Here is a 23,636-nt window from a genome sequence, read left to right on the forward strand (position 1 = left end):
TGGATGTTCCGAAGCAAGGCGGGCAGACAACTTCTGCCCGCCTTGCTGTGTTATCCGGCTTTGCGCAGGTCAGCCTCGGCAAGATCGAGCGCTTTCACGATGCGCTCGCCAGCCATGTCGATGGTTTCGCGCGTCCAGATCAGCGGCGGCGACAGGATCATCGAATCGCCGGTTGCTCGCATCATCATGCCGTTGGCGATGGCATGGTCGCGCACGACCACGGCGGCACTGCCGACCGGCTCGAAGCGCTCGCGCGTCGCCTTGTCCTTGACGATCTCGATTGCCCCCATCAGCCCGAAGCTGCGGACTTCGCCGACCAGCGGATGGCTAGAGACGCGCTCCTTCAGCATCTGCGCGAAATATGGCCCGGTATCGGTCCTGACGCGCTCGATCAGCCCTTCCTGCTCGATGATTTCCAGGTTCTTCAGTGCGACCGCACAGCAGACCGGATGGCCGGAATAGGTGTAGCCATGGTTGAACTCGCCGCCCTTTTCCACCAGCGTATTGGCGATGCGGTCGCCCACCAGCAGCGCCGAAAGCGGCTGATAGCCCGAGGTGAGCGCCTTGGCTGTGGTGATCATATCCGGCTCGATGCCCATGGACTGCGCCGCGAACCATTCGCCGGTGCGGCCATAGCCGGTGATGACCTCATCCAGCATCAGGAGCACATCATATTTGCGGCAGATGCGCTGCACTTCCGGCCAATAGCTTGCCGGCGGGATCTTGACGCCGCCAGCACCCTGGATCGGCTCGCCGATGAAGGCTGCGACATTATCGGGGCGGGCTTCGAGGATCGCATCCTCGACGGCCTTTGCCGCGCGCAGGCCGAAATCATGGTCGCTCTCGCCCGGCTCGGCCAGTTCATAGGCATAGGGCATCATCACATGGACGATATTGGGCACCGCGCCGCCAAGCTGCTCATGCATGCCCGACATACCTCCAAGCGACGAGCCGGCGACGGTGGAGCCGTGATAGGCCATCTCGCGGGAAATGATGCGGTTCTTCTGCGGCTTGCCCTCCAGAACCCAGTAGTGCCGGACGAGACGCAGCGCCGTGTCGTTCGATTCCGAGCCCGATGAGCCGTAGAACACCTGGTTGATATGTTTGGGCGCGATCTCGGCAAGTTTCTTGGCCAAAAGCACCGGCGTCGGCGTCGAGCAGCGGAAGAAGGAATTGTAATAGGGCAGTTCCTTCATCTGGCTGTAGGCGGCTTCTGCCAGTTCGTTGCGGCCATAGCCGACATTGACGCACCACAGGCCGGCCATACCGTCGAGCAGTTCCTTGCCCTCGGAATCATAGATGAACGGGCCGTTGGCATGCGTGATCATGCGCGCACCGGTTCCGCGCAGGTCCTTGTGGTCGGTGAAGGGATGAAGGTGATGCGCATTATCTATCGCCTGCAACTGCGATAGCGAAAAATTCTGGTAAGTCATTGGGTTGATCCTTCCAGTTGATTCAATCCGGCAAGGCCGGGGCGAGCATCAACGAAGGAAAGGCGGCGAATAGCCTATGCGCGCGCACAGGCGCAGAAGTTCGGCGTGGCGCGTACGCGGCGACGGCGTGACGGCAACGTGCTCCACAATCGTATGAAAGCAGCACTCCTGCATGGAAAGAGTGTAACCGAGAGCGCGGGCGCGGTTCAACCCTTGGCGCTGCGGCGCGCTGCCCGGTAAAGCGCAAAACCGACCAATGCGCCGGTCAATCCGGCGATCACCAGCGGCAACCCGACCGGCCCCACGGCCTGCATCAGAGATCCGGCCACAGGAGGCCCGATCATACCGCCAAGGCCCCACATCAGCGCAAAAGCGGCATTGCCGGCGACAAGGGCAAGGCCCTTGAAGCGGCCTCCAAGCTCGACCAGCGCCATGGTATAGATCCCATAGCCCACACCGCCCATCACGGTAAGCAGCGGCCAGATGAAGGGCGTCAGAATGAGCGATGGCAGCAGCAGTGCGCAGATTGCGGTCGTCAGCGCACAGGCGACGACCATGGCGCGGCCGCCGAAGCGTTCGGCCGCAAGCCCGAGAGGTATCTGGAGCAGGATGTTGCCGGCCGACAATGCGGTGATGAGCGCGGCCAACGCCGCCGCCGTCAGCCCGTAGCCCGCCCCGAACACCGGGAGCATGGAATATGCGCTTTGCTGTGTTGCCGAAGAGACGGTGACGGCTACCAGCAGCGCCGGTGCAAGACTGGCAAACCAGATGACGCCGCCAACCCTGTCCTTATCATCGCTCTCCGCTGCTTGGCTTTTGGGCGCTTCGAAGCCGGGAAGCCCTGCCGAGACGATAAACAGCACTGCCGCGCAGGCGGCAAATCCGCCAACGCCCACCAGGAACGGCGGCCAGCCATTGATGCCTGTCATCGCCAGCGCCAGCGGCCCGGCAGCATAGCCTGCACCCATCAATGCGTTGAACACGCCCATTACCCTGCCGCGCCGCGCGGGCGGAGCAAGCGCCAGCGCCCAGACCTCGCCCAGAATGTAGAGCGGGTTGATGATCAGGCCGAGCAGGAAGCGGATAACGAACCACGCGACCCAGTCCTGCAGAAATCCGATTGCAAAGAAGCAGACCGAGCCCAAAAGCGCGCAACCGACTGCCAATGCGCGCGCACCAAGCACCTGCACTGCTTTCGGCACGAAGGATGCCGAAAGAATGAGTCCGAGCGGCATCATCGCCGCCGAAAGCCCGATCGTTGCCGGGGAAAGCCCCTGTTGTTGCATCAGCAAGGTAAACAGCGGATAGCTGAGCCCCTGCGCGACACCGAACATGGAAAGCGCAGCCGTTACGCCGGCGAGCGCTGCCCAGCGCGGTGGACCGGCATCTTCAGCGACTACAGACATGTTCACGCGCATCCCCTGCTTCAGGCAGCGGAGCATATAGCCATCGCGCCGCCTGCGCTGCTGCGACAGCCGGCATCAATCGGCAGGGCCAGCGACAGTCGCCGCTTCCCGATGTCGCTTTGCTTGCCCAACGGGTCGTCGCATCGGCACTGACAAGCTTTACGCCGGTCCATTATGCGGCCTCGTTGCGCCAATGCGAGGACTGCCATGACTGCCGCCTTCACTCCACCCTCCCCCGATCACACACGCCGTGGCGGGCGGGCCGGAAAGAGGGCCGGAGCGTCGGCCACCTTCGAGCAACCACCCTTTCGCCAGCTCAAGATTCCGTTCGAACCGACACGAATCGTCTCGGATGACGAGTTGGAATCGATCCATCTGGCGTCGCTGCGCGTGCTGAAGGAGATCGGCGTAGAGGTACTGCATGAGGAAGCGCGCGCCATCATGAAGCGCCATGGCGCCGATGTGCGTGACGGCAGCGAGCGCGTCCGCTTCGACAGCGACATGATCATGGAGCTGATGGCGTCCTGCCCATCCGAATTCACGCTGCATGCGCGCAACCCGGCTCACAATGTGCGCTTTGGCGGCAACAATCTCATCTTCGCGCAGATGGGTTCGGCGCCGAACTGCTCTGATATGGATGGTGGCCGCCGCCCAGGAAATCAGGCCGACTTCCGCAATTTCCTGAAACTTGCGCAGATGCACAACATCCTGAACACCACCGGCGGCTATCCGGTCGAGCCGGTCGATATCCACCCTTCGGTGCGCCACCTGGAGTGCATTCGCGACTTCGTGACCTTTACCGACAAGGCCTTCCACATCTACTCGCTCGGCAAGGAGCGCAATACCGACGGCATCGAAATCGCCCGCATCGCGCGCGGCATCAGCCGCGAGCAGTTGCAGGACGAGCCCTCCGTCTACACCATCATCAACACCAATTCGCCGCTGAAGCTGGACGTGCCGATGATGGAAGGCATCATCCAGATGTCGGGCAAGGGCCAGATCGTCATCGTCACGCCCTTCACGCTGGCTGGCGCAATGGCCCCGGTGACGGTAGCGGGCGCGCTGGTGCAGCAGAATGCCGAGGCGCTCGCCGGCCTTGCCTTCAGCCAGATGGTGAAGAAAGGCGCGCCCGTGGGCTATGGCGGCTTCACCTCCAATGTCGACATGAAGTCGGGCGCGCCGGCCTTCGGCACGCCGGAATATATGAAGGCGCAACTTGTCGGCGGCCAGCTTGCCCGGCGCTACAACATCCCCTACCGCACCTCCAATGTCTGCGCCGCCAACACGGTCGATGCGCAAGCCGCTTACGAAAGCGTATTTTCACTGTGGGGCGCCATTCAGGGCGGCGGCAATTTCATGCTCCATTCCGCCGGCTGGCTCGAAGGCGGCCTGCGCTGCTCCTACGAGAAGATGATCCTCGATATCGATCTCTTGCAGATGGTCGCCGAATTCCTGACGCCGCTCGATCTTTCCGAAGACGCGCTTGCCATCGAGGCCATCCGCTCGGTCGGCCCGGGCGGGCATTTCTTCGGAACGCAGCATACGCAGGACCGCTACAAGACCGCCTTCTATGCGCCGATCATCTCGGACTGGCGCAATTACGAGACCTGGATGGAGGCCGGCAGCCCGACCGCGATGGAGCGCGCCAACCGGATCTGGAAGGAGCGCCTTGCCAGCTACGAAAAGCCACCGCTCGACCCGGCGATCGAGGAGGAACTCAACGCCTTCGTTGAAAAGCGCCGTCTGGAAGGCGGCGCACCAACGGATTTTTGAGCAGGTCACCAAATTGGCGTATCGCGACTTGATCAAACGATGACCAACCCAGATCGACCCCCACTCCGGTCGGCTACGCCGACCACCTCTCCCCCGTTCGACGGGGGAGAGGAAGGATGCGAACTCGCCGGCCCTGGCGGCTTTCCTCTCCCTCCGGAGGGGGGAGAGGTGGCGCCGCGAAGCGGCGACGGAGTGGGGGAAGAAGTTGCGGGAACACGCAGCCGCCGCAAGGCGGGAACGACCAGCCGAGCGAAGAAATTACGCGTTGGTGGGAACCAAGCTGAGGCTATTCTCTGGCTCGAACTGAAGCGCCGAAAACTCGGTGGTCATAAATTTACCCGGCAATTCCCGATTGGACCGTACTTTGCGGATTTCTGTTGCCGCGAACGATGGCTCGTCGTCGAGATCGATGGCTCGCAACATGCCGGCAGTGCCCACGACCGCATCCGCGACGAATTCCTGCAAGCCCGCGGCTATTCCATCCTGCGCGTCTGGAACACCGACGTCCTGAAGCACCGCCACTCCGTTTGCGAAACGATCCTTTCTGCCGTCGAAGGTCGTCTGATCGAACCCACCGAAGCGTTCGACCTGCGATATCGTCCCGCGCGCCCCTCTGAATCAATCCATGCAAATCCGGATCTAACATCATGAAATCCCATGCAAAAGCTGTTGTCATCGGCGGTGGCGTCGTCGGTTGCTCGGTGCTTTATCATCTCGCCCGCGCCGGCTGGAAAGACGTGATGCTGATCGAGCGTTCGGAACTGACTTCCGGCTCGTCATGGCATGCCGCCGGCGGTTTCCATACGCTGAACGGCGACCCCAATGTAGCAAAACTGCAGGCCTATACGGTGCAGCTCTACAAGGAACTGGAGGAGCTTTCCGGCCAATCCTGCTCGCTGCATCTGACCGGCGGCATCATGATGGCCGATAGCCCCGAACGCATGGATTTCCTGCGCCTTGCCCATGCCAAGGGCCGCTATCTCGGCATGGACACCGAGCTCATCACGCCTTCGGAAGCCAAGGCGATGTTCCCGCTTATGGACGAGACCAATTTCGTCGGTGCCATGTGGGACCCGGTCGAAGGCCATCTCGACCCCTCAGGCACGACCCACGCCTATGCCAAGGCGGCGCAGAAACTGGGCGCCGAGATCGTGCTGCGCAACCGGGTGGTCGAACTCACCCAGGAACCGGACGGCACTTGGAACGTCGTGACCGAGCAAGGCACGGTGAAGGCCGAGCATGTGGTGAATTGCGGCGGGCTGTGGGCGCGCGAGGTCGGCCGCATGGTCGGCATCGAACTGCCGTTGCTTGCCATGGAGCACATGTATCTGCTGACTGAGCCCATGCCCGAGGTGGAGGCATTCAACAGAGCCACCGGCCGCGAGATGGTCGGCGTGCTCGATTTCAAGGGCGAGATCTATACGCGCCAGGAACGCAACGGCATCCTGCTCGGCACCTATGAAAAGGCCTGCAAGCCGTGGTCGCCGGTCAACACGCCATGGGATTTCGGCCACGAACTGCTCCAGCCCGATATCGACCGCATCGCGCCGTCTCTGGAGATCGGCTTCAAGCATTTTCCCGGCATTGCCGATGCTGGCATCAAGCAGATCATCAACGGGCCCTTCACTTTCGCGCCGGACGGCAACCCACTGGTCGGGCCGGTGCAGGGGCTGACCAATTTCTGGTGTGCCTGCGCCGTCATGGCCGGCTTCAGCCAGGGTGGCGGCGTCGGGCTGGCGCTTTCGAACTGGATGGTGAATGGCGATCCGGGATTTGACGTATGGGGCATGGATGTCGCCCGCTTCGGCGAATGGGCGACCCTGCGCTACACCAACGCAAAGGTGCGCGAGAATTATTCGCGCCGCTTCTCGATCCGCTTCCCCAATGAAGAGCTCCCGGCCGCAAGGCCGGCACAAACGACTCCGCTCTACGACACGATGCTCGCCAACAATGCGGTGATGGGCGATAGCTGGGGGCTGGAAACACCGCTCTGGTTTGCGCCGAAGGGCACCGAGCCGAAGGACGTGGTTTCCTTCCGCCGCTCCAATGATTTCGAACATATCGGCAATGAAGTGCGGGCCGTTCGGACAAGCGTCGGCGTCACCGAGATCGCCAATTTTGCGAAGTATGAAGTCGCGGGTTCGGGCGCCGGGGATTTCCTCAACCGGCTGATGACCAACCGCATGCCGAAGCCCAGCAGGCTGGTGCTGACGCCGATGCTCAACGAGTTTGGCAAGCTCATCGGCGACTTCACCATCGCCAATATGAGCCGGAATGGACAAGAGCGCTTCATGATCTGGGGCTCGTCGGCAGCCCAGAAATATCACATGCGCTGGTTCGAGCGGCATCTGCCCAAGGACAAGTCGATCAGTATCCATCGCTTCGACCAGACACTGGTCGGCCTCGCCATTGCCGGCCCGCGGGCTCAGGATTTGCTGGCGAGATTGGTGGACGAGGACGTTTCGACCAAGGTCTTCCGCTTCATGGATTGCCGCGAAATGGCGGTCGGCGGTGCGCCAGCAATCATCAACCGCATCAGCTATACCGGCGACCTCGGCTACGAAATCTGGATGGAGCCGGCCTATCAGCGGCTTGTCTATGCCGCTATCAAGGAGGTGGGCAAAGAGTTCGGCATCGCCGATTTCGGCATGCGCGCGCTGCTTTCCATGCGGCTGGAGAAGAATTTCCCGACCTGGTTCCGCGAGCTGCGGCCGATCTACGGGCCGTTCGAAGGCTCGATGGAGCGCTTCATCCGCATGGAAAAGAACGACTTCATCGGCCGGGAAGAAGCGGCCCGCGAGCAGACGCAAGGCCCGAAGCTGCGCCGCGTCTCGCTCGTGGTCGACGCGCTCGACGCTGATGTGATGGGGGATGAACCGATCTGGGCCAAGGTCTCGACCGATTACGGCACGGTGGACAAGCCGCATGGCTATGGCGCGCCGCGCTTCGACGAGACCGGCAAGGAGGTGCGCGTATCGGCGGCGGACGAAGGTGCTTCCTCCATTCGCGGTCTTGTCGATGGCGAGTGGCGCGTGGTCGGCTGGGTCACCTCGGGCGGCTATGCCCATCACGTGCGCAAATCGCTGGCGCAGGGCTATGTGCCGGCTACTCTTGCCGATGACGAGAGCGAAGGGTTGTTCGAGATCGAAATTCTCGGCCAGCGCCGCCCTGCCCGCATCAACACAAGGCCGTTGTTCGATCCGGACGGCGAAAAGATGCGCGGTTAGAGCATCGGACCGAAAAGTGGAACCCGGTTTTCGGAAAAATCCGATGCTCAAGGGATGGCGTCGACATGGCTGATCGGATCGCATCAGGAAATTTCGGCCGTCATCGCAAGATCATGCCGTTTGAGCCCGGCGATACCGATGACCGCCTGCGGCTTGCATCACGTCGCAAGGCCGCCGGCCTGAACCAGCATGTGCTGGGTTATGGCGCGCTGGCGGAAGACGAATGGCGCAGGGCCGGCATCGCCGATCCTGACCTGGCTGCGATGCGGCGCTATCGCCTGGAGCGCATCCGCACTGAGCTGAAGCGGCGCGACTATGCCGGGGCCCTGCTCTACGACCCGGTGAATATTCGGTATGCGACCGATTCCACCAATATGCAGCTCTGGGTCGCGCATAATCCGACGCGCCATTGTTTCGTCGCCACCGAAGGGCCGGTCGTGCTGTTCGACTATTTCTCCTGCGAGCACCTGTCCGATCACTCGGGTGTCGTTGACGAGGTCCGTCCGGCAATTTCGTGGATGTATCTCTATAGCGGCGACCTTACCGACATGAAGGTGCGGCGCTGGGCTGCGGGGATTGAGGAACTGGTTCGGGAACATGGCGGCGGCAACAGGCGCATCGCCGTCGACCATCTCGATGCCGAAGGCGTGACCGAGCTTGCCCGACGTGGCATTAAGATCGGCAATGGCGAAGCCGTCATGGAAAATGCCCGGCTGATCAAGTCGCCCGACGAAATCTTGTGCATGCGCCGGGCGATCGTGACCTGTGAGGCGGCGATGGGCGAGATGGAGGAAGCGCTGCGGCCCGGCATTTCCGAAAACGAGCTATGGGCCGAATTGCATCGCGGCAATATCGCGCGCGGCGGCGAATGGATCGAAACGCGCCTGCTGTCGTCCGGTCCACGCACCAATCCATGGTTCCAGGAATCCTCCTCGCGCATCGTCGAGGCGGGCGATCTCGTCGCCTTTGATACCGACCTCATCGGTCCCTACGGCTTTTGCGCCGACCTGTCGCGAACATGGCTGTGCGGAGACGAAACACCGAGCGATGAACAGCGCTATCTCTATCGCATCGCCGCCGAGCAGATCGCCTTCAACACCGAATTGATGAAACTCGGCGTATCGTTCCGTGGACTGGTAGAGCGTGCCAAAAACCCGCCGCCCGATTGCTTTCCTACCCGCTATGGCGTGCTTTATCACGGTGTCGGTCTTGCCGATGAATATCCGACCCTGCCCCATGCGGCGGACTGGACCGAAGACACACCCGATGGCGTGCTCGAGCCCGGCATGGTGCTGTGCGTGGAAAGCTATATCGGCCGGCTCGGCGGGCACGAAGGCGTCAAGATCGAAGAGCAGATCCTGATCACCGAAACCGGCAATGAAAAGCTGTCGAACTATCCGCTGGATGACGGGCTGATGGCACGCTGATCGGCCAGGGCGAGAACGCTTCGCAGCGCTGCGACTACAGGTGCCGGCGTGTTGATCGATGTGATGAACGGCAAGCCTTTGCGGCGACGGGTCCAGCCCACGGGTTGAAGCAGCTTCGCCGCCGGCTCGAAGCGCTGCGCCATCGCCCAGCTCCGGCAGTCCGCGGCACAGACATCTGCAAGCCCTTGCGCAACCGCAATCATCGAAGCGCGATGTCCGCCTGTCTCGATGGGCTCGGAAAACAAAGAGAGATCTTCGCCTATTGCTGCAAGGTCACGTGTCAGGGCGATTATGCCCGACATGGAATCCTCGCCATTATAGGCGAGCCGCTTGTCGCGAAGGCCATCGAGAGGGATGATCGCGCGGCCATCCGAAGGAGAAGAAATGCTCTCCTCCGAGTTGCCCGCCCGCATCAGGATCACGCTCGAATAAGATTCCCCCTGCCCGCCTTCGAAGCCTGAATAGTCAGGCTGACCGATCACCTGCACATGCCGCGACAATCCCAGTTCCATCGGGCCCCAGCAGGTCTGCGCAAGAAGAAGCCCCGGATGGCGCCATAGCGCCGGCAGGTCGAGCCTGTCTTGGGGCAGCGTGGCCGGATCGGGGGCGATGACATTGCCATCACCATCCCTGATACCACCCGGCACGGCAGGCAGATCGCCATTGCGGCGCGTGAGATGCTGCGGCGCATCGATGCCGGCAGATCGCAACCGGCCCCGTATCTCCGCCCACTCGGCATCGATCTCATGCCGCCTCTCGGGCCAGTCATACATGGGAAGCGCCGCAACATATGTCATGGCAGCATTTCCCACGGGTTCAGGCGCAAAGGCAAGATGAAGCGGGTAGATCGTTTCTGCTTTCTCCGAACTGCAAAAACGACCTCCCCTTTGTTTTTACGCAATTCCGGACGCAAAACCGCGGCACACTTTTGCTGGAATTGCTCTATTCCTTGGGCGGTTCGGCCGGTACGGGAACCGTGCCAAGTCCATGGACCGAGCGGCCGCGCACCCGCGGCTTGAAAGCGCGGCCGGCTTCCGGCGCACGGCGCAGAACCGGGTGCACCACCGGCTCCTTGGCCTTGAAAGCATAGGCTTTCAGCAGCGCCAGATAGTTCGGGAACACATACCCCTTGTTCATCCGCACCCACTCGTCCCGCTGTTCGCGGAACAGGGAAGGCAACTCATACCAGGCGATGGTTGGCCGTTTGTGGTGCACGAAATGCAGGTTGTTGTTGAGGAAAAGAAAGGCAAGCGGCGAGCGCTCGATGATGATGGTACGCCCGTCCGGCCGCTCCGACCACTGATGTTCGGCAAAGGTGCGGATCGACATGAATGATTGGCCAAGCCAGACCGGCACGAGGATGTAAAGCCACAGCGGGATGCCGAAGGCCAGCGTCACCAGCGGCAGGACGACGGTAAGACCGATCGCGTGCAGCATCCATGCCTTGCGCACAGGGCGGTCGCCATCGGCAATCAGCTTTGCCTCAGCCAGCAGGAATCCCGCGCTGCCGAGGACAGGGCCGAGCACGAAACGGCCGACCATTGTGTTGTTCAGCGTGAGCAGCGCTTTCATGGCGCGCGGCAACTCCCGATGGTGCCAGAGCGCCTGATAGTAGCTTTCGGGATCGTCGAACGGGTCGGTCAGGCTTTCGTCGGCGTGATGCCTCAGATGCAGCGCCTTGAACCTGCGGAACGGATAGACAAGCCCGATCGGCAAGCCGACGAGCACTTCGTTGACCCAGGCCTTGCGGGTCGGATGACCGTGCGAGGCCTCATGCATCAGTGAAGATTGCATGGCCAGGATAAAGCCAAGCAGAATCAGCGCCGGAATAGGATAAAGCGGCCAGAGGAAAATGCCGGCGCCCGCCCACGCCATATAAGTTGCCGCGATAAGCACGACCGTCGGCCACTCGATAGACGGCCTTTCGCTTCGCCGCTTGTATTTCCTACTTGTCATTGCCTCGTAAGCCCCACGCCCGGACTCCAAAGAGTCCTGACATGACGATGTCAGGAGCCGAGGTAGGATTCAACGCGACAATGTGCACAAAATGTTGATATTGCGCATATTGCACGCCAATTGTTGTGTATTATAAACAAAAGCGCGGAACCATCGCACCTTTGCGGCATTGAAGTGGGTCTGCGCACAAAATAGGTAGACCGGCAGACGCCCGGATAAATCCTGGCTGCCGCTCTATCTGATTGTTTTTGCCGCATTTGTGCGACGCCAAGTGGGTCCACTTGGCTGCAAAATGCTCTAGGACCAATCGACATTCAGGATTTGAGGCGTGGTATGAGCAAAAATCGTTCAGTTCGAGGAGCAGAGCCGATGGCGCAGTGGCCCTGCGTCGAGGCTTCGCGACGCGGAAATGGACGATTTTGGCCATATCCCTTCGGGACGCGGCGGATTTCGGCCCTCTGCCCTTCGGGCGTTCAGCTCTCAAAACGTCCACTGGACGTTTTGTCGGGCTACGCCCGAGACGAGACCTCACCGTCGAAAATGCTCGACGGTGGTCAACACCGCCTTGCGCTTTTCTCCTGTTCAGGACCGAAATCCGGCTCGCGCCACGCCCGAAACCTGAATGTCGATTGGTCCTAGTCGGAGCCAGCCGTGGATAAGCGTGATCTTTCGGGACTTTTTCGTGAGCGGCTGAAGACGCTGCTTCAGCGTTCCGGCCAGAACCAGTCGGCCTTTGCCGCTTCGGTCGGCATCGACCGTTCCGCCCTGTCGCAACTCCTGTCTGACGCCACGACCAGGCTGCCGCGCGCCGAAACGCTGATGACGATTGCCGCCGAGCACAAGGTCTCGCTGGACTGGCTGCTGGGCTTGAGCCAGGATGAAGGCCTGACCGGAGAAATTCGCGCCAGTCTGGAAATCGAGGAAGGCCCTGGAGGTTTCGACCGGACCTTGCTCGCCAAATGGCATGCCGAGGCGGCCGGCTCGAAAATCCGCTATGTGCCGGCGGGCATCCCCGACCTGCTACGCACCGAGACGCTGGTGGCCTACGAGGCCGATATTGCCAACAGGAACCGGCGCGCACAGGCGATCGAGACGCAATACCGCATCGACTATAGCAGGCGGCCCGAAACCGACATGGAAGTGTGCATGCCGCGCCACACGCTGGAGATTTTCGCGCGAGGTCTCGGCGTGTGGGACGGCCTTACCGAACAGCAGCGCCGGGCGCAACTCAACCATATGGCAAGGCTGCTGGACGACCTTTATCCGACCTTCCGTCTGTTTCTTTATGATGGCCGCGCGCGCTATTCGATCCCCTATACGATCTTCGGCCCCTACCGGGCCGCTATCTATGTCGGAGACATGTATCTGGTGCTCAACGCCACCGCGCCGATCCGCACGCTGACACGCCATTTCGACAATCTCATCCGTGGAGCCGACATCAATGCCCACGAAGCCGCAGATTTCGCGCGCAAGCTCGCCCAGACGGATCTCTCCACGCTATAGGCGGTTCTTTGCACGCTCAGGTTCATTGACTAGATATAATGACTTCTTTATATCATTATCTCACTCATTTTTCCGGAAGGCATCATCCCATGACCAACCCCATCGAGGCGCTGCTGGCCGAAAAGGGCGTGCTTCTTGCCGATGGCGCCACCGGCACCAACCTGTTCAACCTGGGGCTTGCCTCCGGTGAGGCGCCTGAGCTGTGGAACGAGAGCGCGCCGGAAAAAATCACCGCGCTCCACCAGAATTTCGTCGATGCCGGGGCCGACATCATCCTCACCAATTCGTTTGGCGGCACGCGGCACCGCCTGAAGCTGCACAACGCGCAGGATCGCGTCCACGAACTGAACAAGCGCGCTGCCGAGATCGCCCGCGCCGTCGCCGACAAGGCCGGCCGCAAGGTTGTCGTGGCGGGCTCCGTCGGACCGACCGGCGAGCTTCTGGAGCCGCTCGGCACCATGACCTATGACGATGCAGTCGAAGCCTTCTCCGAGCAGATCAAGGGTCTCAAGGAAGGCGGCGCCGAGATTGCCTGGATCGAAACCATGTCGGCGCCCGGTGAAGCCAAGGCGGCCGCGCAGGCAGCCATCAATGTCGGCCTGCCCTACACCTACACCGTTTCCTTTGACACCGCCGGCCGCTCGATGATGGGCCTGGCACCGAAGGACATCCACGGTGTGGTCGAAGGACTTGCCGAAGAGCCGGTCGGAGTCGGCGCAAATTGCGGCGTAGGCGCGCCCGATATCCTTGCCTCGCTTCTTGACATGACCGAAGCCAAGCCCGAAGCCACGGTGATCGTGAAGGGTAATTGCGGCATTCCGCAGTTTCACGGCACCGAGATCCGCTATTCGGGGACGCCGGAACTGATGGCAGATTACGTGCGTCTTGCCGTCGACAGCGGCGCGAAGATCATCGGCGGCTGCTGCGGCACCTCCTTCGAGCACCTCGCGGCCATGCGCAAGGCGCTCGACACCCACCACAAGAGCACGCGTCCGACCATCGAAACGATCGTCGAGCGCATCGGGCCGTTGCGCAACAAGACAGCCAATCAGAGCGGTGAAAGCGCGGAGGGCGCCGAGCCCCGCCGCGAACGGCGTCGCCGCGGCTGATCACAGGCCGGCGAAACTCGCCATATGGAAGGTCTGTTCATCGGCCGGGTAGCGGTATTCCGCCCCATAAGAGCAGGCATTGCGAGCCACACACCCCTCGCCCCGGCAGGCCTCGCCATTCTCTCCGCGCACATGCGACCGGCAGTTGTCATAGGCGAACCCGGACTGCGAATAAGCTCCGACCGGACAGGAATTCAGGCAAGGTTTTCCGACGCATAAGTCGCAAAGATGAATCTGTCCCTGAGGTCGCTCAATCTCGACCTCATGGTCGAACAGCAGCGCACCGCGATAGGCGTGCCACAGTCCGTATTGCGGATGCATGAGAATGCCCAAGGGCGACGGCTTCAGGCCCTCGGCGCGCATCGCCCATTGCTGGAATGGTAGCCACGGCTTGTCGGATGGCGAGACAGCGCGGGCGCCGAATTTCTCGGCCACCGCGCCGATGACTTCCCGCGCCCATGTATCGAGCGGATTTGCCAGGCCATCAGGCTGACTTCCCAGCCATTGCTGGAAATGCGGCCAGGGGGCTGCTCCCGCCTGCCCGACAAGCAGAACCGATCGTGCCGGGGCACCTGAGGGACCGGGCGGTGCATTCTCGTTGCCGGAGAAAACGAAGCCGCCACGCAGGATGAGACCATGTGCAGCGAGCGTTTTCTCCATCAGCGTTTCCTGTCCGGGTCGGAGAAGGCGCTCCGCCAGACTTCCTTGTGGATGATTTCGGCCACTTTAGCCCGGCCTGTATCGGGCTCTTTTCAAGTGAAGGCGTCGGGCATGGACTCCTTCTTGCGCGCGATGAAGTCCTTCAGCCCGTCATCGATACCCGGATCGAGGTAAGGCGCCTCATATGTTTCCAGCCAGCGCCGCGCGAGCGCGTTGGCGCGCTGCGGTGCGGTCTTCTGGCCTTCCGCCAGCCATTGCTCGTAGGAATTGTTGTCGGCGATGGAAGAGCGATAAAAGGCGGTCTGGAAATTGGCCTGGGTATGATCGCAACCGAGGAAATGGCTGCCCGGCCCGACCTGGCGGATGGCGTCCATGGCCTGGCCGTTTTCCGACAGATCAACGCCTTCGGCAAACTTCTGCTGCATACCGAGCTGGTCAATGTCCATCATGAACTTGTCATAGCTCGACGCCAGGCCGCCCTCCAGCCAACCGGCGGCGTGCAATACGAAATTGGTGCCGGCAAGCATGGTCGAGTTCAGCGTATTGGCGCTTTCATAGGCTGCCTGCGCGTCCTCGACCTTGGAGGCGCATAGCGAGCCGCCGGTGCGGAACGGTAGACCAAGGCGACGGGCAAGCTGGCCTGCCCCGTAAGACACCAGCGAGGGCTCCGGCGTGCCGAAGGTCGGGGCGCCCGATTGCATCGAGATCGACGAGGCGAATGTGCCGAACAGAACCGGCGCGCCCGGCCGGATCAACTGGGTGAAAGCGGCACCGGCAAGCACCTCGGCCAGAACCTGCGTCAGCGTGCCGGCGACCGTCACCGGGCTCATCGCACCGGCAAGGATGAACGGTGTGACGATGCAGGCCTGGTTGTGCCGGGCATAGACCTTGAGCGCGCCCAGCATGGTTTCGTCGAACACCATCGGGGAATTGGCGTTGATCAGGCTGGTCAGCACCGTGTTGTTTTCGACGAAATCGTCTCCGAACACGATCTTGGCCATCGCCACCGTGTCTTCAGCGCGTTCCGGCGCCGTGACCGAGCCCATGAACGGCTTGTCCGAATAGCGGATATGCGCATAGATCATGTCGAGGTGGCGCTTGTTGACCGGCACGTCGACCGGCTCGCACACCGTTCCGCCCGAATGGTGGATCGACGGCGCCATATAGGCGAGCTTCACGAAATTTTGGAAATCCTCGATCGTGGCGTAGCGGCGGTTGCCGTCGAGATCGCGCACGAAGGGCGGGCCGTAGACCGGAGCGAACACCGTCGCATCCCCGCCGATCTGCACCGACCGCGCCGTGTTGCGGGCATGCTGGATATAGGTGGATGGTGCTGTCTTCAGCAGTGAGCGCGGCAGGCCCTTGGGGAAATGAACGCGTTCGCCCTTCACATCCGCGCCGGCTTCCTTCCACAGTGCCAGCGCCTCCGCATCGTCGCGAAATTCGATGCCGGTTTCCTCAAGAACAATGTCGGCATTGGCTTCGATGAGCGCCAGCCCTTCCTCGTCCAGCACTTCATAGACGTTGATCTTGCGATTGATGTAGGTCTGCTGAATACCCGGCCCGCCCCCTGAACGCGCCGCGCGCCGCGCAGCAGCGCCACCGCTGGCGCCGCGCCCACGCCGTGCACCTGAGGCTTCCTGCTCGGACAAGAGCTTTTCTTCCATCGAACTCGTTCCTTAAGAAAACAGACTTTGGACGCATGTTTGCGCCCTTGCCTGGATCGTAGCCATGCACCTTTAGCGAAACGGCTTGACAGCGCCAAGCGCTGTCGCAAATTCGACACGAAATCCGATAAGTTGCCAGTCGCTTTCCTTTTGCAGGAAGTCGCAAATCAGCTATGGATTTGCCGCCGATGCGAGATAGGTATTGAAGCGAAGTTGCGCGCTGCGCTGGATGGGTAACCTGCAGCCACGAGGAGCCAGAAAAAATGTCAGATGATGAGATCATCCTGTCCGAGCTTTCCGACGACGAACTCGTGCAGCAGATGCATGACGACCTTTACGACGGTCTCAAGGAAGAGATCGAGGAAGGCACCAATATCCTGCTCGAACGCGGATGGGCCCCTTACAAGGTTCTGACCGAAGCACTGGTCGAAGGCATGCGCATCGTCGGCGAGGATTTTCGCGACGGCATCCTGTTCGTCCCCGAAGTGCTGCTTTCGGCAAATGCGATGAAGGCGGGCATGGCGATCCTGCGCCCGCTGCTGGCGGCCACCGGCGCGCCCAAGCAGGGTAAGATGGTCATCGGCACCGTCAAGGGCGATATCCACGATATCGGCAAGAACCTTGTCGGCATGATGATGGAAGGCGCGGGCTTCGACATCATCGACCTTGGCATCAACAATCCGGTCGAGAAATATCTGGCGGCGATCGAAGAGCATCAGCCCGATATTGTCGGCATGTCCGCCCTGCTGACCACGACCATGCCCTATATGAAGGTCGTCATCGACACCATGAAGGAAAAGGGTATCCGTGACGATTATGTCGTGCTTGTCGGCGGCGCCCCGCTCAATGAAGAGTTCGGCAAGGCCGTGGGGGCGGATGCCTATTGCCGCGACGCGGCCGTGGCGGTCGAAACCGCCAAGGAATTCATGAAACGCAAGCACAATGTGCATGCCACTGCCTGATTAAAAAAGGCCGCGTCTTACGCGGCCTTTTTTTCTTGATGAGCAGGCTGAGTTTATTCGACTGTATCTTCAACCGCATTGGCAGTCGATTTGACGTCCTGGCCGACGCCGCGAACCGTGTTGGCACAGGCCGAAATGGCCATGGCGCAAGCCAGAACGGCGGCAATTGATGCAAGGCGTGACAGTTTCATGGACGATGTCTCCCTCATTTACTAAATAGAGCAGGTGGGCAAATACAACTCCAACAACGCGGTCGAACTGAAGTGGTTCCATGACAGCCACACGCAAAGATAGTCGGGCTAAAGCCGATACAGTCCTCGTCATTGCTTGCGGCATGATCGCGCGCGAGGTTCTGGCGGTGAAGGAGCGGCTGTCCTTCGATCATCTCGAACTCACCTGCCTGCCTGCCGAATTTCATTACTATCCCGACCGTATCGCGCCGGCGCTGGACAAGGCGATCTTGCAGGCCAAGGCGGATGGCTACCGGCATATTTTCATCGGCTATGCCGATTGCGGCACTGGTGGAATGATCGACCGGATCTGTGAAAAACACAGCGTCGAGCGCATGGAAGGGCCGCATTGCTTTGCCTTCTATCAGGGCATCGAGGCCTTCAAGGCGATAGAAGACGGCGACATGCTTGCCTTCTATATGACGGATTTCCTGTGCCGGCAGTTCGAGGCGTTCTTCATCAAGCCGCTGGGGCTCGATCGCCACCCCGAACTGATCGGCGAATATTTCGGAAACTACGAAAAGGTGGTCTATCTCGCCCAGACCAACGACCCGGCTCTTGACAAGGTGGCCGAGGATGCAGCCCGTATGCTTGGGCTTACCTATGAGCGCCGCTTTACCGGCTATGGCGACCTGACAACGACGCTGCGCGCCAAGGCGGGCAAGACACCTGCCGATGCCTGACCACGAAAGCGTCGAAATCGCAGGCTCTTTTCGGGGCTGAAAGGAGCTGCACACAGCGATGCGCAGAGCACTTCTCACCTTGGTGCTGGCACTGAGCACATCGCCAAGCTTCGCCACAGGCGAGATCGAGGGTCTCATAACCCCACCCGACCGCACGCGCCTGGCACAATTCGGCGCCACTCGCAGCGCGGCGATCGACGAAGCGCGCAGGGGCGGTTTGGCCGAGGATGTCTCAACACTTGATATGATGCTGGCGAAGGAACCTGTCTCTTTTGCCGATTTCGACATGACGGGTGAGTGGCAGTGCCGCACCATCAAGGCCGGTGGCCCTGCCCCGCTGGTCGTCTACGGATGGTTCAGATGCCGCGTCATCGACGACGGATCAGGCTGGACATTGGAAAAGCTCACCGGCTCACAGCGCACGAAAGGACGCTTCTTCACCGATAGCGACAGCCGCCTGACCTATCTTGGCTCGTTTTATGTCGCGGGGGAAAAGGCCAAGCCCTACGGAAGCGAGGCCGACAGCGACCAGGCAGGCTATGCATTTCGCAGCGGCCCGAACGAATGGCGCATCGAATTTCCCGCACCGCGCTATGAATCGAAATTCGATATACTCGAATTCAAGCGTTAGCGCGCCTACGTGATGCTGCAACTACATTGCCTGATGCCTCTTGGCCTTGTAGACAACACTTACCGGTCGCCTGGCTCTCGTCACCAAGACTTAACCGCTCTTTGCAAAAGTGAGGCGGGGTGTCCGTGGCAAACGGACTGGAAAGGGCGCAAAGGGCGAATGGAATCCGATATGAAGGAATCTGACGCGGGCGGGACCCTCCAACCCAGGCGGCGAGCGCGTCAATTGTCGCAGCTTTTCATGCAATTGGCAGAGGATGCGGAAGACCGCGTGACGATGGGCAGCATCCGCGATGCCCTGGGAACACGCAGCTTTGCTGCATTGCTCGTCCTATTTGCCGCCTTCAACCTGTTGCCGCTTCCGCCCGGTGCTTCGGCATTTCTCGGCGTGCCGCTGCTGATCGTCTCCGCCCAGATGATGTATGGCAGCAAGCGCGTCTGGCTGCCGCAATTTGTCACCGAGAAATCGCTCTCGGCCGAACAGTTTCGTGCCATCATGGCGCGTGTGATCCCCCGACTCACGCAGGTCGAGCGCTTTATCAAGCCGCGCTACTGGCCCTTCTGGCGTCGCCGCGGCGACCGCGTCATCGGCATTGTCGCTTTCCTGCTGGCCATCGTGGTGACCCTGCCCATTCCCCTTGGCAACTGGCTTCCGGCCTTTTCTACAGCACTGCTCGGACTGGCGCTGTCGGAGCGCGACGGCATCCTGCTCGCAGTCGGGGGCGCGGTCGGCGTAGCCGCGCTCAGCGTTGTCATGCTCGTTGTCGGCACAGCCACGGCGGCGACACAAGCAGCGTTAGGGTGGGTTTTTTAGCCGGTGTTAGGTCGTGGGCTGAGTGTGTAAGCTCGCCTTCTTTCTGTCACCGCATGGGCCGCAATGGCGATGACCACCGCAAGACGAAAGCCGATTGTCGTGGTAACGGAGGGCGGGCCGCATATATGGGCCATCGTCAATGCGATCGGCGACGCGCTCCGGCCGGTTACCGTCATTCTGGAAACTCCGGAATCGAAGGCAAGGTTGCTGCAGCGCCGGGCCCGCAAGCAAGGCTGGGTTTCAGTTGCCGGCCAGATCGGGACAATGGCGTTCACCCGCGCCGGCAAACGGCTTTTCGCCGATCGCATGCAAAGGCTGGTCGCGCGAAATCATCTGGAAACCGCCCCCGACGCGCAGCAGAAGATAGTGCCGGTGCCCTCGGCCAATTCTGCCGAATTCCTCAAGGCGCTGGAAGATATCCGGCCGGCGGTCGTCCTGCTTGCCGGCTGCCGGATGCTATCGCCCGCAACGCTTTCAGCAATCAAATGCCCGGTACTGAACTATCACGCCGGCATTACCCCGAAATACCGCGGCATGAACGGCGGCTATTGGGCGCTTGCGACCGGTGACCGCGACAATTTCGGCGCAACCGTCATCTGGTCGATGCCGGCGTGGATACGGGAGGGGTGTTGTATCAGGTGCGCGGCAGGCCCGACCCGGACGATAATCTGACGACCTATGCGTTGCGGCTCGCCGCAATCTCGCGCCCTATCTGCATCAAGGCGATCCAGGATGCCCTTGATGGCAAGCTCGAGCCCATCGACACGCGGCTTGCTTCAAGGCAATGGTATCATCCGCCGATCTGGAGCTATCTCTGGACCGGCATCCGGCGCGGCATCTGGTAATTGCCGCGCCTCGTCCGGGCGGCTTTCATTTGCGACTCCCTGATACGTCGCTTTTGAATGCGCGCGCGTCGTCCCATAACAAGCAGCCCGGCAACGGTTCCGGCAATGCTCCCTCCCAGAAGAAAGTGAGACTTCAAATGGCTGACCTCGTCATCGTCTATTGGCGCGACATTCCTGCACAGGTCATCGTCAAGAAAGGCCGGCAGAACGCCAAGCGCGAGCTTCCGCTGCGCTTCATCGAGGCGATCGACATGTGCGCCATGCGCAGCGGTGCCCGCGACAGCAGCGACTATCTCGAAGACTGGCGCAAGGCCGATCCGGTGCCAGTCGGCGACGACCTCGAAGCCGAAGCCGACAAGGCGGCGGCCGAACTCGAGGCGCAATATGACAAGGCAAGGCTTGTCGCCCTCGTCAATTCACACGGCAAGGAAAATGTCTGACCCCCAGCCGATCTCCACTACCGCGGCCGGCTCCTCCGATGCGCCGCAAATCCTGCCGCCCGCCTCGTCGGGCGGCATGACCCAAGCGACCGTCGTCAGGAAGACGGCGCCGAAATCCGACTACAAGCCCTCCGACGTCTCGCCGCAGCGGCGGGTCCAGCGCTCCTACACCGTTCGGCTTTGGTCCGTCCGCCATTCGCGGCTGCTCGAATGGTTCTATGGCCGGTTCGCCGACGCCTTCCTGATGCTGCATCCGCTCTGGAAGGGCCTAGGTTATGAGCGCGTAGAAGCCCCGGTGAAATTCGTCGAGAAGCGCGTCAAGGGCTTTATGTTCGACTGCCGCATGTGCGGCCAGTGCATTCTTTCTTCCACTGGCATGTCCTGCCCGATGAACTGCCCCAAGCAGCTGCGCAACGGCCCCTGCGGCGGCGTTCGCGCCAATGGCAATTGCGAGGTCGAGCCCGACATGCCCTGCGTCTGGGTCAAGGCTTGGGAGGGCTCCCGCAACATGGTCCATGGTGACGCCATCCTCAATGTGCAAAAGCCTGTCGACCAGTCGCTGCGTGAAACCTCGGCCTGGCTGCGGGTGACCGCCCAGTCTGCCGCAGCGCGCGAAGCCGCCGTGCAAAGCGAGGCCAAGCCATGATGCGCCAGCGCGACGAGCATCCGGACGGGGTGCATCTGCCGCTCGATCCCCTGCCCGGCCATTCCTCGCGCGGCCGGCTGGAACGCATCCTGCGGCGCAGTGAATTCGCTGTCACCGCCGAGTTGAACCCGCCTGACAGCGCCGACCCGGAAGACGTCTATGATCGGGCGCGCGTTTTCGACGGCTGGGTGGATGGCATCAACGCCGTCGACGCTTCCGGCGCCAATTGCCACATGTCCTCTGTCGGCATCTGCGCGCTGCTGACCCGCATGGGCTATGCACCGATCATGCAGATCGCCTGCCGCGACAAGAACCGTATCGCCATACAAGGCGACGTTCTCGGCGCAGCCGCCATGGGCGTCGCCAACATATTGTGTCTGACCGGCGACGGCGTGCAGGCAGGCGACCAGCCGGGCGCCAAGCCGGTATTCGACCTCGATTCCATGTCGCTGCTCGAAACCATCCGCGTCATGCGCGACAATGGCAAGTTCCTGTCCGGCCGCAAGCTGACCACGCCGCCCAGCGTTTTCCTCGGCGCCGCCATCAACCCCTTCGCTCCGCCCTATGATTTCCGTCCGCACCGTCTTGCCAAGAAGATCGCAGCCGGCGCGCAATTCGTGCAGAGCCAATATTGCTTCGACGTGCCGATGTTCCGGACCTACATGGAACGGGTGCGCGATCTCGGCCTGACGGACAAATGCTACATATTGTGTGGTGTCGGCCCCCTCGCCTCGGCGAAAACCGCAAGATGGATTCGCTCCAATGTCCCGGGCATCCACATTCCTGATGCGGTGATCAAGCGGCTGGAAGGAGCCGCCGACCAGAAGAAGGAAGGCAAGCAGCTCTGCATCGACATCATCAATGAAGTGAAGGAAATCCCCGGTGTTTCCGGCATCCATGTGATGGCCTACCGGCAGGAGGAGTATGTCGCCGAAATCGTCCATGAATCGGGCGTGCTGAAGGGACGGCGCCCATGGCAGCGCGAAGCGCGCGCCGATGACCAGATGGTTGCCGACCGGCTGGAGCATATCCTGCATCAGGGCGAAAGCGAGCAGCCGGTGCAGATGGTGGAAAAGGCAGCGCAATGAGCTGTTTTGCAAGCGGCAGGTTGAAACAAAATAGATAACGATATAAAGAAGTCTTTATATCAAACGGAGAGTTTCATGACGCGTACGATTGTCGCCTCGGCTACCAGGGAAATCATCATCGGCTTCGATCAGCCCTTCTGCGTGATCGGCGAACGCATCAACCCGACCGGCCGCAAGAAGCTTGCGGCCGAAATGATGGAAGGCAATTTCGAGACGGTAAAGAAGGACGCGCTGGAACAGGCCGCCTGCGGCGCCACCATGCTGGACGTCAATGCCGGCGTGACCGCCGTCAACCCCAACGAAACCGAGCCCGCCCTCCTGGTGCAGACACTGCAGATTGTCCAGGATCTGGTCGACCTGCCGCTTTCGATCGACAGCTCTGTTTCCGGTGCCATCGAGGCGGCGCTGAAGGTCGCCAAGGGCCGGCCATTGGTCAATTCGGTCACCGGCGAGGAGGAAAAGCTCGAAGCGATCCTGCCTCTGGTCAAGAAATACAATGTCCCTGTGGTGGCGATTTCGAACGACGAGACCGGCATTTCAATGGACCCTGACGTGCGCTTCGCCGTGGCGAAAAAGATCGTCGAGCGCTGTGCCGACTATGGCATCCCGGCGCATGACGTTGTCGTCGATCCGCTGGTGATGCCGATCGGCGCGCTTGGCGATGCCGGCCGCCAGGTCTTTGCCCTGCTGCGGCGCCTGCGCGAAGAACTCAAGGTCAACACCACCTGCGGCCTCTCCAACATCTCTTTCGGGCTTCCGCATCGCCACGGCATCAATGCCGGCTTCATTCCGATGGTGATCGGCGCTGGCATGACGTCTGCGATCATGAACCCCGTACGCCCGCAGGAAATGGAGGCGGTGCGTGCCGCCAATGTGCTCAACGGCACCGACCGGGACTGCACGACCTGGATCAAGACCTACAAGGATTACAAGCCCGCTGCGGCTGGAGCGGCTGCCCCGGCACCCGTGGCAGCAGGCGAAGGTGCAGCTTCCGGCGGACGCCGACGCGGCGGACGCGAAGCACGCATGGCGCGTGGATGATGGGCAGCTTGATATCATGACCTACCTGCCGTCCCTCGGTTCCGCCGGAAGCCTCCCTCCAAGAGGTCGAGGATTGCCGGCATGCCGAGGAGACGG

The 23,636-nt window shown here is 61.4% G+C and carries 21 protein-coding genes and 1 pseudogene; 15 read left to right on the plus strand and 7 right to left on the minus strand.

Annotated features, from left to right (window positions below; all coding sequences use genetic code 11):
• Positions 1-50: 50 nt before the first annotated feature.
• Complete coding sequence (locus EET67_RS09470; RefSeq protein WP_128625888.1) at positions 51-1,433, minus strand: aspartate aminotransferase family protein; 1,383 nt, start codon at positions 1,431-1,433, stop codon at positions 51-53.
• Positions 1,434-1,639: 206 nt separating this feature from the next.
• The gene (locus EET67_RS09480; protein ID WP_128626159.1) at positions 1,640-2,839 is read right to left on the minus strand and encodes an MFS transporter; all 1,200 of its coding nucleotides are present in this window, start codon (positions 2,837-2,839) and stop codon (positions 1,640-1,642) included.
• A 207-nt stretch (positions 2,840-3,046) separates the two neighbouring features.
• Between EET67_RS09480 and EET67_RS09485 the strand changes: the two genes are divergently transcribed.
• The 4 genes from EET67_RS09485 to EET67_RS09500 all read left to right on the plus strand — a co-directional run bounded on the left by EET67_RS09485 (position 3,047) and on the right by EET67_RS09500 (position 9,266).
• Positions 3,047-4,612: a trimethylamine methyltransferase family protein gene (locus tag EET67_RS09485; RefSeq protein WP_128625890.1), complete on the plus strand. Its 1,566-nt coding sequence runs from the start codon at positions 3,047-3,049 to the stop codon at positions 4,610-4,612.
• A 168-nt stretch (positions 4,613-4,780) separates the two neighbouring features.
• Positions 4,781-5,263 (plus strand): endonuclease domain-containing protein, encoded by a 483-nt coding sequence (locus tag EET67_RS09490; protein WP_245450826.1) that lies wholly within the window; start codon positions 4,781-4,783, stop codon positions 5,261-5,263.
• Positions 5,260-7,839: a GcvT family protein gene (locus EET67_RS09495; RefSeq protein WP_128625892.1), complete on the plus strand. Its 2,580-nt coding sequence runs from the start codon at positions 5,260-5,262 to the stop codon at positions 7,837-7,839. Before EET67_RS09490 ends, EET67_RS09495 begins: the two co-directional genes overlap by 4 nt.
• Before the next feature lie 65 nt (positions 7,840-7,904).
• Positions 7,905-9,266, plus strand: a complete 1,362-nt coding sequence (locus EET67_RS09500) for a M24 family metallopeptidase (protein ID WP_128625893.1) — start codon at positions 7,905-7,907, stop codon at positions 9,264-9,266.
• Here EET67_RS09500 and EET67_RS09505 read toward each other — a convergent pair.
• Positions 9,233-10,063 carry a phosphate/phosphite/phosphonate ABC transporter substrate-binding protein gene (locus EET67_RS09505; protein WP_245450828.1) on the minus strand — a complete coding sequence of 277 codons (831 nt, stop codon included), beginning with the start codon at positions 10,061-10,063 and terminating at the stop codon, positions 9,233-9,235. The two genes, EET67_RS09500 and EET67_RS09505, sit on opposite strands and share 34 nt — an antisense overlap.
• Positions 10,064-10,208: 145 nt before the next feature.
• On the minus strand, positions 10,209-11,222 hold the full coding sequence (locus EET67_RS09510; RefSeq protein WP_128625894.1) for a fatty acid desaturase: 1,014 nt from the start codon (positions 11,220-11,222) through the stop codon (positions 10,209-10,211).
• A 651-nt stretch (positions 11,223-11,873) separates the two neighbouring features.
• Between EET67_RS09510 and EET67_RS09515 the strand changes: the two genes are divergently transcribed.
• Both EET67_RS09515 and bmt read left to right on the plus strand, forming a co-directional pair.
• The gene (locus tag EET67_RS09515; protein ID WP_128625895.1) at positions 11,874-12,725 is read left to right on the plus strand and encodes a helix-turn-helix domain-containing protein; all 852 of its coding nucleotides are present in this window, start codon (positions 11,874-11,876) and stop codon (positions 12,723-12,725) included.
• An 89-nt stretch (positions 12,726-12,814) separates the two neighbouring features.
• Positions 12,815-13,834 (plus strand): betaine--homocysteine S-methyltransferase, encoded by a 1,020-nt coding sequence (gene bmt, locus EET67_RS09520; protein WP_128625896.1) that lies wholly within the window; start codon positions 12,815-12,817, stop codon positions 13,832-13,834.
• Here the strand turns inward: bmt and EET67_RS09525 are convergent, their stop codons facing one another.
• Positions 13,835-14,494 carry a 4Fe-4S dicluster domain-containing protein gene (locus EET67_RS09525; RefSeq protein WP_128625897.1) on the minus strand — a complete coding sequence of 220 codons (660 nt, stop codon included), beginning with the start codon at positions 14,492-14,494 and terminating at the stop codon, positions 13,835-13,837.
• A gap of 92 nt (positions 14,495-14,586) precedes the next feature.
• Complete coding sequence (locus EET67_RS09530) at positions 14,587-16,161, minus strand: trimethylamine methyltransferase family protein (protein ID WP_128625898.1); 1,575 nt, start codon at positions 16,159-16,161, stop codon at positions 14,587-14,589.
• 263 nt (positions 16,162-16,424) lie between these two features.
• Here EET67_RS09530 and EET67_RS09535 point away from each other — a divergent pair, with 263 nt between their 5' ends.
• Positions 16,425-17,123: a corrinoid protein gene (locus EET67_RS09535; protein ID WP_128625899.1), complete on the plus strand. Its 699-nt coding sequence runs from the start codon at positions 16,425-16,427 to the stop codon at positions 17,121-17,123.
• A gap of 53 nt (positions 17,124-17,176) precedes the next feature.
• Here the strand turns inward: EET67_RS09535 and EET67_RS09540 are convergent, their stop codons facing one another.
• The gene (locus EET67_RS09540; RefSeq protein WP_128625900.1) at positions 17,177-17,314 is read right to left on the minus strand and encodes an entericidin A/B family lipoprotein; all 138 of its coding nucleotides are present in this window, start codon (positions 17,312-17,314) and stop codon (positions 17,177-17,179) included.
• A gap of 80 nt (positions 17,315-17,394) precedes the next feature.
• Between EET67_RS09540 and EET67_RS09545 the strand changes: the two genes are divergently transcribed.
• From EET67_RS09545 to EET67_RS09580, 8 genes and pseudogenes are all read left to right on the plus strand, one after another.
• On the plus strand, positions 17,395-18,036 hold the full coding sequence (locus tag EET67_RS09545; RefSeq protein ID WP_128625901.1) for a DUF1638 domain-containing protein: 642 nt from the start codon (positions 17,395-17,397) through the stop codon (positions 18,034-18,036).
• Between the two features lie 58 nt (positions 18,037-18,094).
• Entirely contained in the window at positions 18,095-18,667 is a 573-nt protein-coding gene (locus EET67_RS09550) for a DUF4893 domain-containing protein (RefSeq protein ID WP_128625902.1), read from the plus strand.
• 171 nt (positions 18,668-18,838) lie between these two features.
• Positions 18,839-19,480, plus strand: a complete 642-nt coding sequence (locus EET67_RS09555) for an exopolysaccharide biosynthesis protein (protein ID WP_128625903.1) — start codon at positions 18,839-18,841, stop codon at positions 19,478-19,480.
• Between the two features lie 63 nt (positions 19,481-19,543).
• Positions 19,544-20,325 (plus strand): annotated as a pseudogene (locus tag EET67_RS09560) (formyl transferase).
• A 137-nt stretch (positions 20,326-20,462) separates the two neighbouring features.
• Positions 20,463-20,765: a virulence factor gene (locus tag EET67_RS09565; RefSeq protein ID WP_128625904.1), complete on the plus strand. Its 303-nt coding sequence runs from the start codon at positions 20,463-20,465 to the stop codon at positions 20,763-20,765.
• A complete protein-coding gene (locus tag EET67_RS09570) occupies positions 20,758-21,411 on the plus strand; it encodes a methylenetetrahydrofolate reductase C-terminal domain-containing protein (protein WP_425359518.1) in 654 nt (217 codons plus the stop codon). The genes EET67_RS09565 and EET67_RS09570 overlap by 8 nt, the downstream gene beginning before the upstream one ends.
• Positions 21,411-22,499 carry a methylenetetrahydrofolate reductase gene (locus EET67_RS09575; protein WP_170313221.1) on the plus strand — a complete coding sequence of 363 codons (1,089 nt, stop codon included), beginning with the start codon at positions 21,411-21,413 and terminating at the stop codon, positions 22,497-22,499. Before EET67_RS09570 ends, EET67_RS09575 begins: the two co-directional genes overlap by 1 nt.
• A gap of 75 nt (positions 22,500-22,574) precedes the next feature.
• The gene (locus tag EET67_RS09580; protein ID WP_128625906.1) at positions 22,575-23,540 is read left to right on the plus strand and encodes a methyltetrahydrofolate cobalamin methyltransferase; all 966 of its coding nucleotides are present in this window, start codon (positions 22,575-22,577) and stop codon (positions 23,538-23,540) included.
• The last annotated feature ends 96 nt before the right edge of the window (positions 23,541-23,636 follow it).

The sequence above is a fragment of the Borborobacter arsenicus genome (assembly GCF_003934165.1).
GTDB classification, from domain to species: domain Bacteria; phylum Pseudomonadota; class Alphaproteobacteria; order Rhizobiales; family Rhizobiaceae; genus Pseudaminobacter; species Pseudaminobacter arsenicus.

Excerpts from the sequence above, each read along its gene's own strand:
- EET67_RS09530 (WP_128625898.1), bottom strand. The coding sequence starts at position 16,161 with ATGGAAGAAAAGCTCTTGTCCGAGCAGGAAGCCTCAGGTGCACGGCGT.
- EET67_RS09580 (WP_128625906.1), top strand. The coding sequence starts at position 22,575 with ATGACGCGTACGATTGTCGCCTCGGCTACCAGGGAAATCATCATCGGC.
- EET67_RS09550 (WP_128625902.1), top strand. The coding sequence starts at position 18,095 with ATGCGCAGAGCACTTCTCACCTTGGTGCTGGCACTGAGCACATCGCCA.
- EET67_RS09495 (WP_128625892.1), top strand. The coding sequence starts at position 5,260 with ATGAAATCCCATGCAAAAGCTGTTGTCATCGGCGGTGGCGTCGTCGGT.
- EET67_RS09545 (WP_128625901.1), top strand. The coding sequence starts at position 17,395 with ATGACAGCCACACGCAAAGATAGTCGGGCTAAAGCCGATACAGTCCTC.
- bmt (WP_128625896.1), top strand. The coding sequence starts at position 12,815 with ATGACCAACCCCATCGAGGCGCTGCTGGCCGAAAAGGGCGTGCTTCTT.
- EET67_RS09480 (WP_128626159.1), bottom strand. The coding sequence starts at position 2,839 with ATGTCTGTAGTCGCTGAAGATGCCGGTCCACCGCGCTGGGCAGCGCTC.
- EET67_RS09535 (WP_128625899.1), top strand. The coding sequence starts at position 16,425 with ATGTCAGATGATGAGATCATCCTGTCCGAGCTTTCCGACGACGAACTC.
- EET67_RS09555 (WP_128625903.1), top strand. The coding sequence starts at position 18,839 with ATGAAGGAATCTGACGCGGGCGGGACCCTCCAACCCAGGCGGCGAGCG.
- EET67_RS09565 (WP_128625904.1), top strand. The coding sequence starts at position 20,463 with ATGGCTGACCTCGTCATCGTCTATTGGCGCGACATTCCTGCACAGGTC.
- EET67_RS09510 (WP_128625894.1), bottom strand. The coding sequence starts at position 11,222 with ATGACAAGTAGGAAATACAAGCGGCGAAGCGAAAGGCCGTCTATCGAG.
- EET67_RS09470 (WP_128625888.1), bottom strand. The coding sequence starts at position 1,433 with ATGACTTACCAGAATTTTTCGCTATCGCAGTTGCAGGCGATAGATAAT.
- EET67_RS09525 (WP_128625897.1), bottom strand. The coding sequence starts at position 14,494 with ATGGAGAAAACGCTCGCTGCACATGGTCTCATCCTGCGTGGCGGCTTC.
- EET67_RS09485 (WP_128625890.1), top strand. The coding sequence starts at position 3,047 with ATGACTGCCGCCTTCACTCCACCCTCCCCCGATCACACACGCCGTGGC.
- EET67_RS09540 (WP_128625900.1), bottom strand. The coding sequence starts at position 17,314 with ATGAAACTGTCACGCCTTGCATCAATTGCCGCCGTTCTGGCTTGCGCC.
- EET67_RS09500 (WP_128625893.1), top strand. The coding sequence starts at position 7,905 with ATGGCTGATCGGATCGCATCAGGAAATTTCGGCCGTCATCGCAAGATC.
- EET67_RS09575 (WP_170313221.1), top strand. The coding sequence starts at position 21,411 with ATGCGCCAGCGCGACGAGCATCCGGACGGGGTGCATCTGCCGCTCGAT.
- EET67_RS09505 (WP_245450828.1), bottom strand. The coding sequence starts at position 10,063 with ATGACATATGTTGCGGCGCTTCCCATGTATGACTGGCCCGAGAGGCGG.
- EET67_RS09570 (WP_425359518.1), top strand. The coding sequence starts at position 20,758 with ATGTCTGACCCCCAGCCGATCTCCACTACCGCGGCCGGCTCCTCCGAT.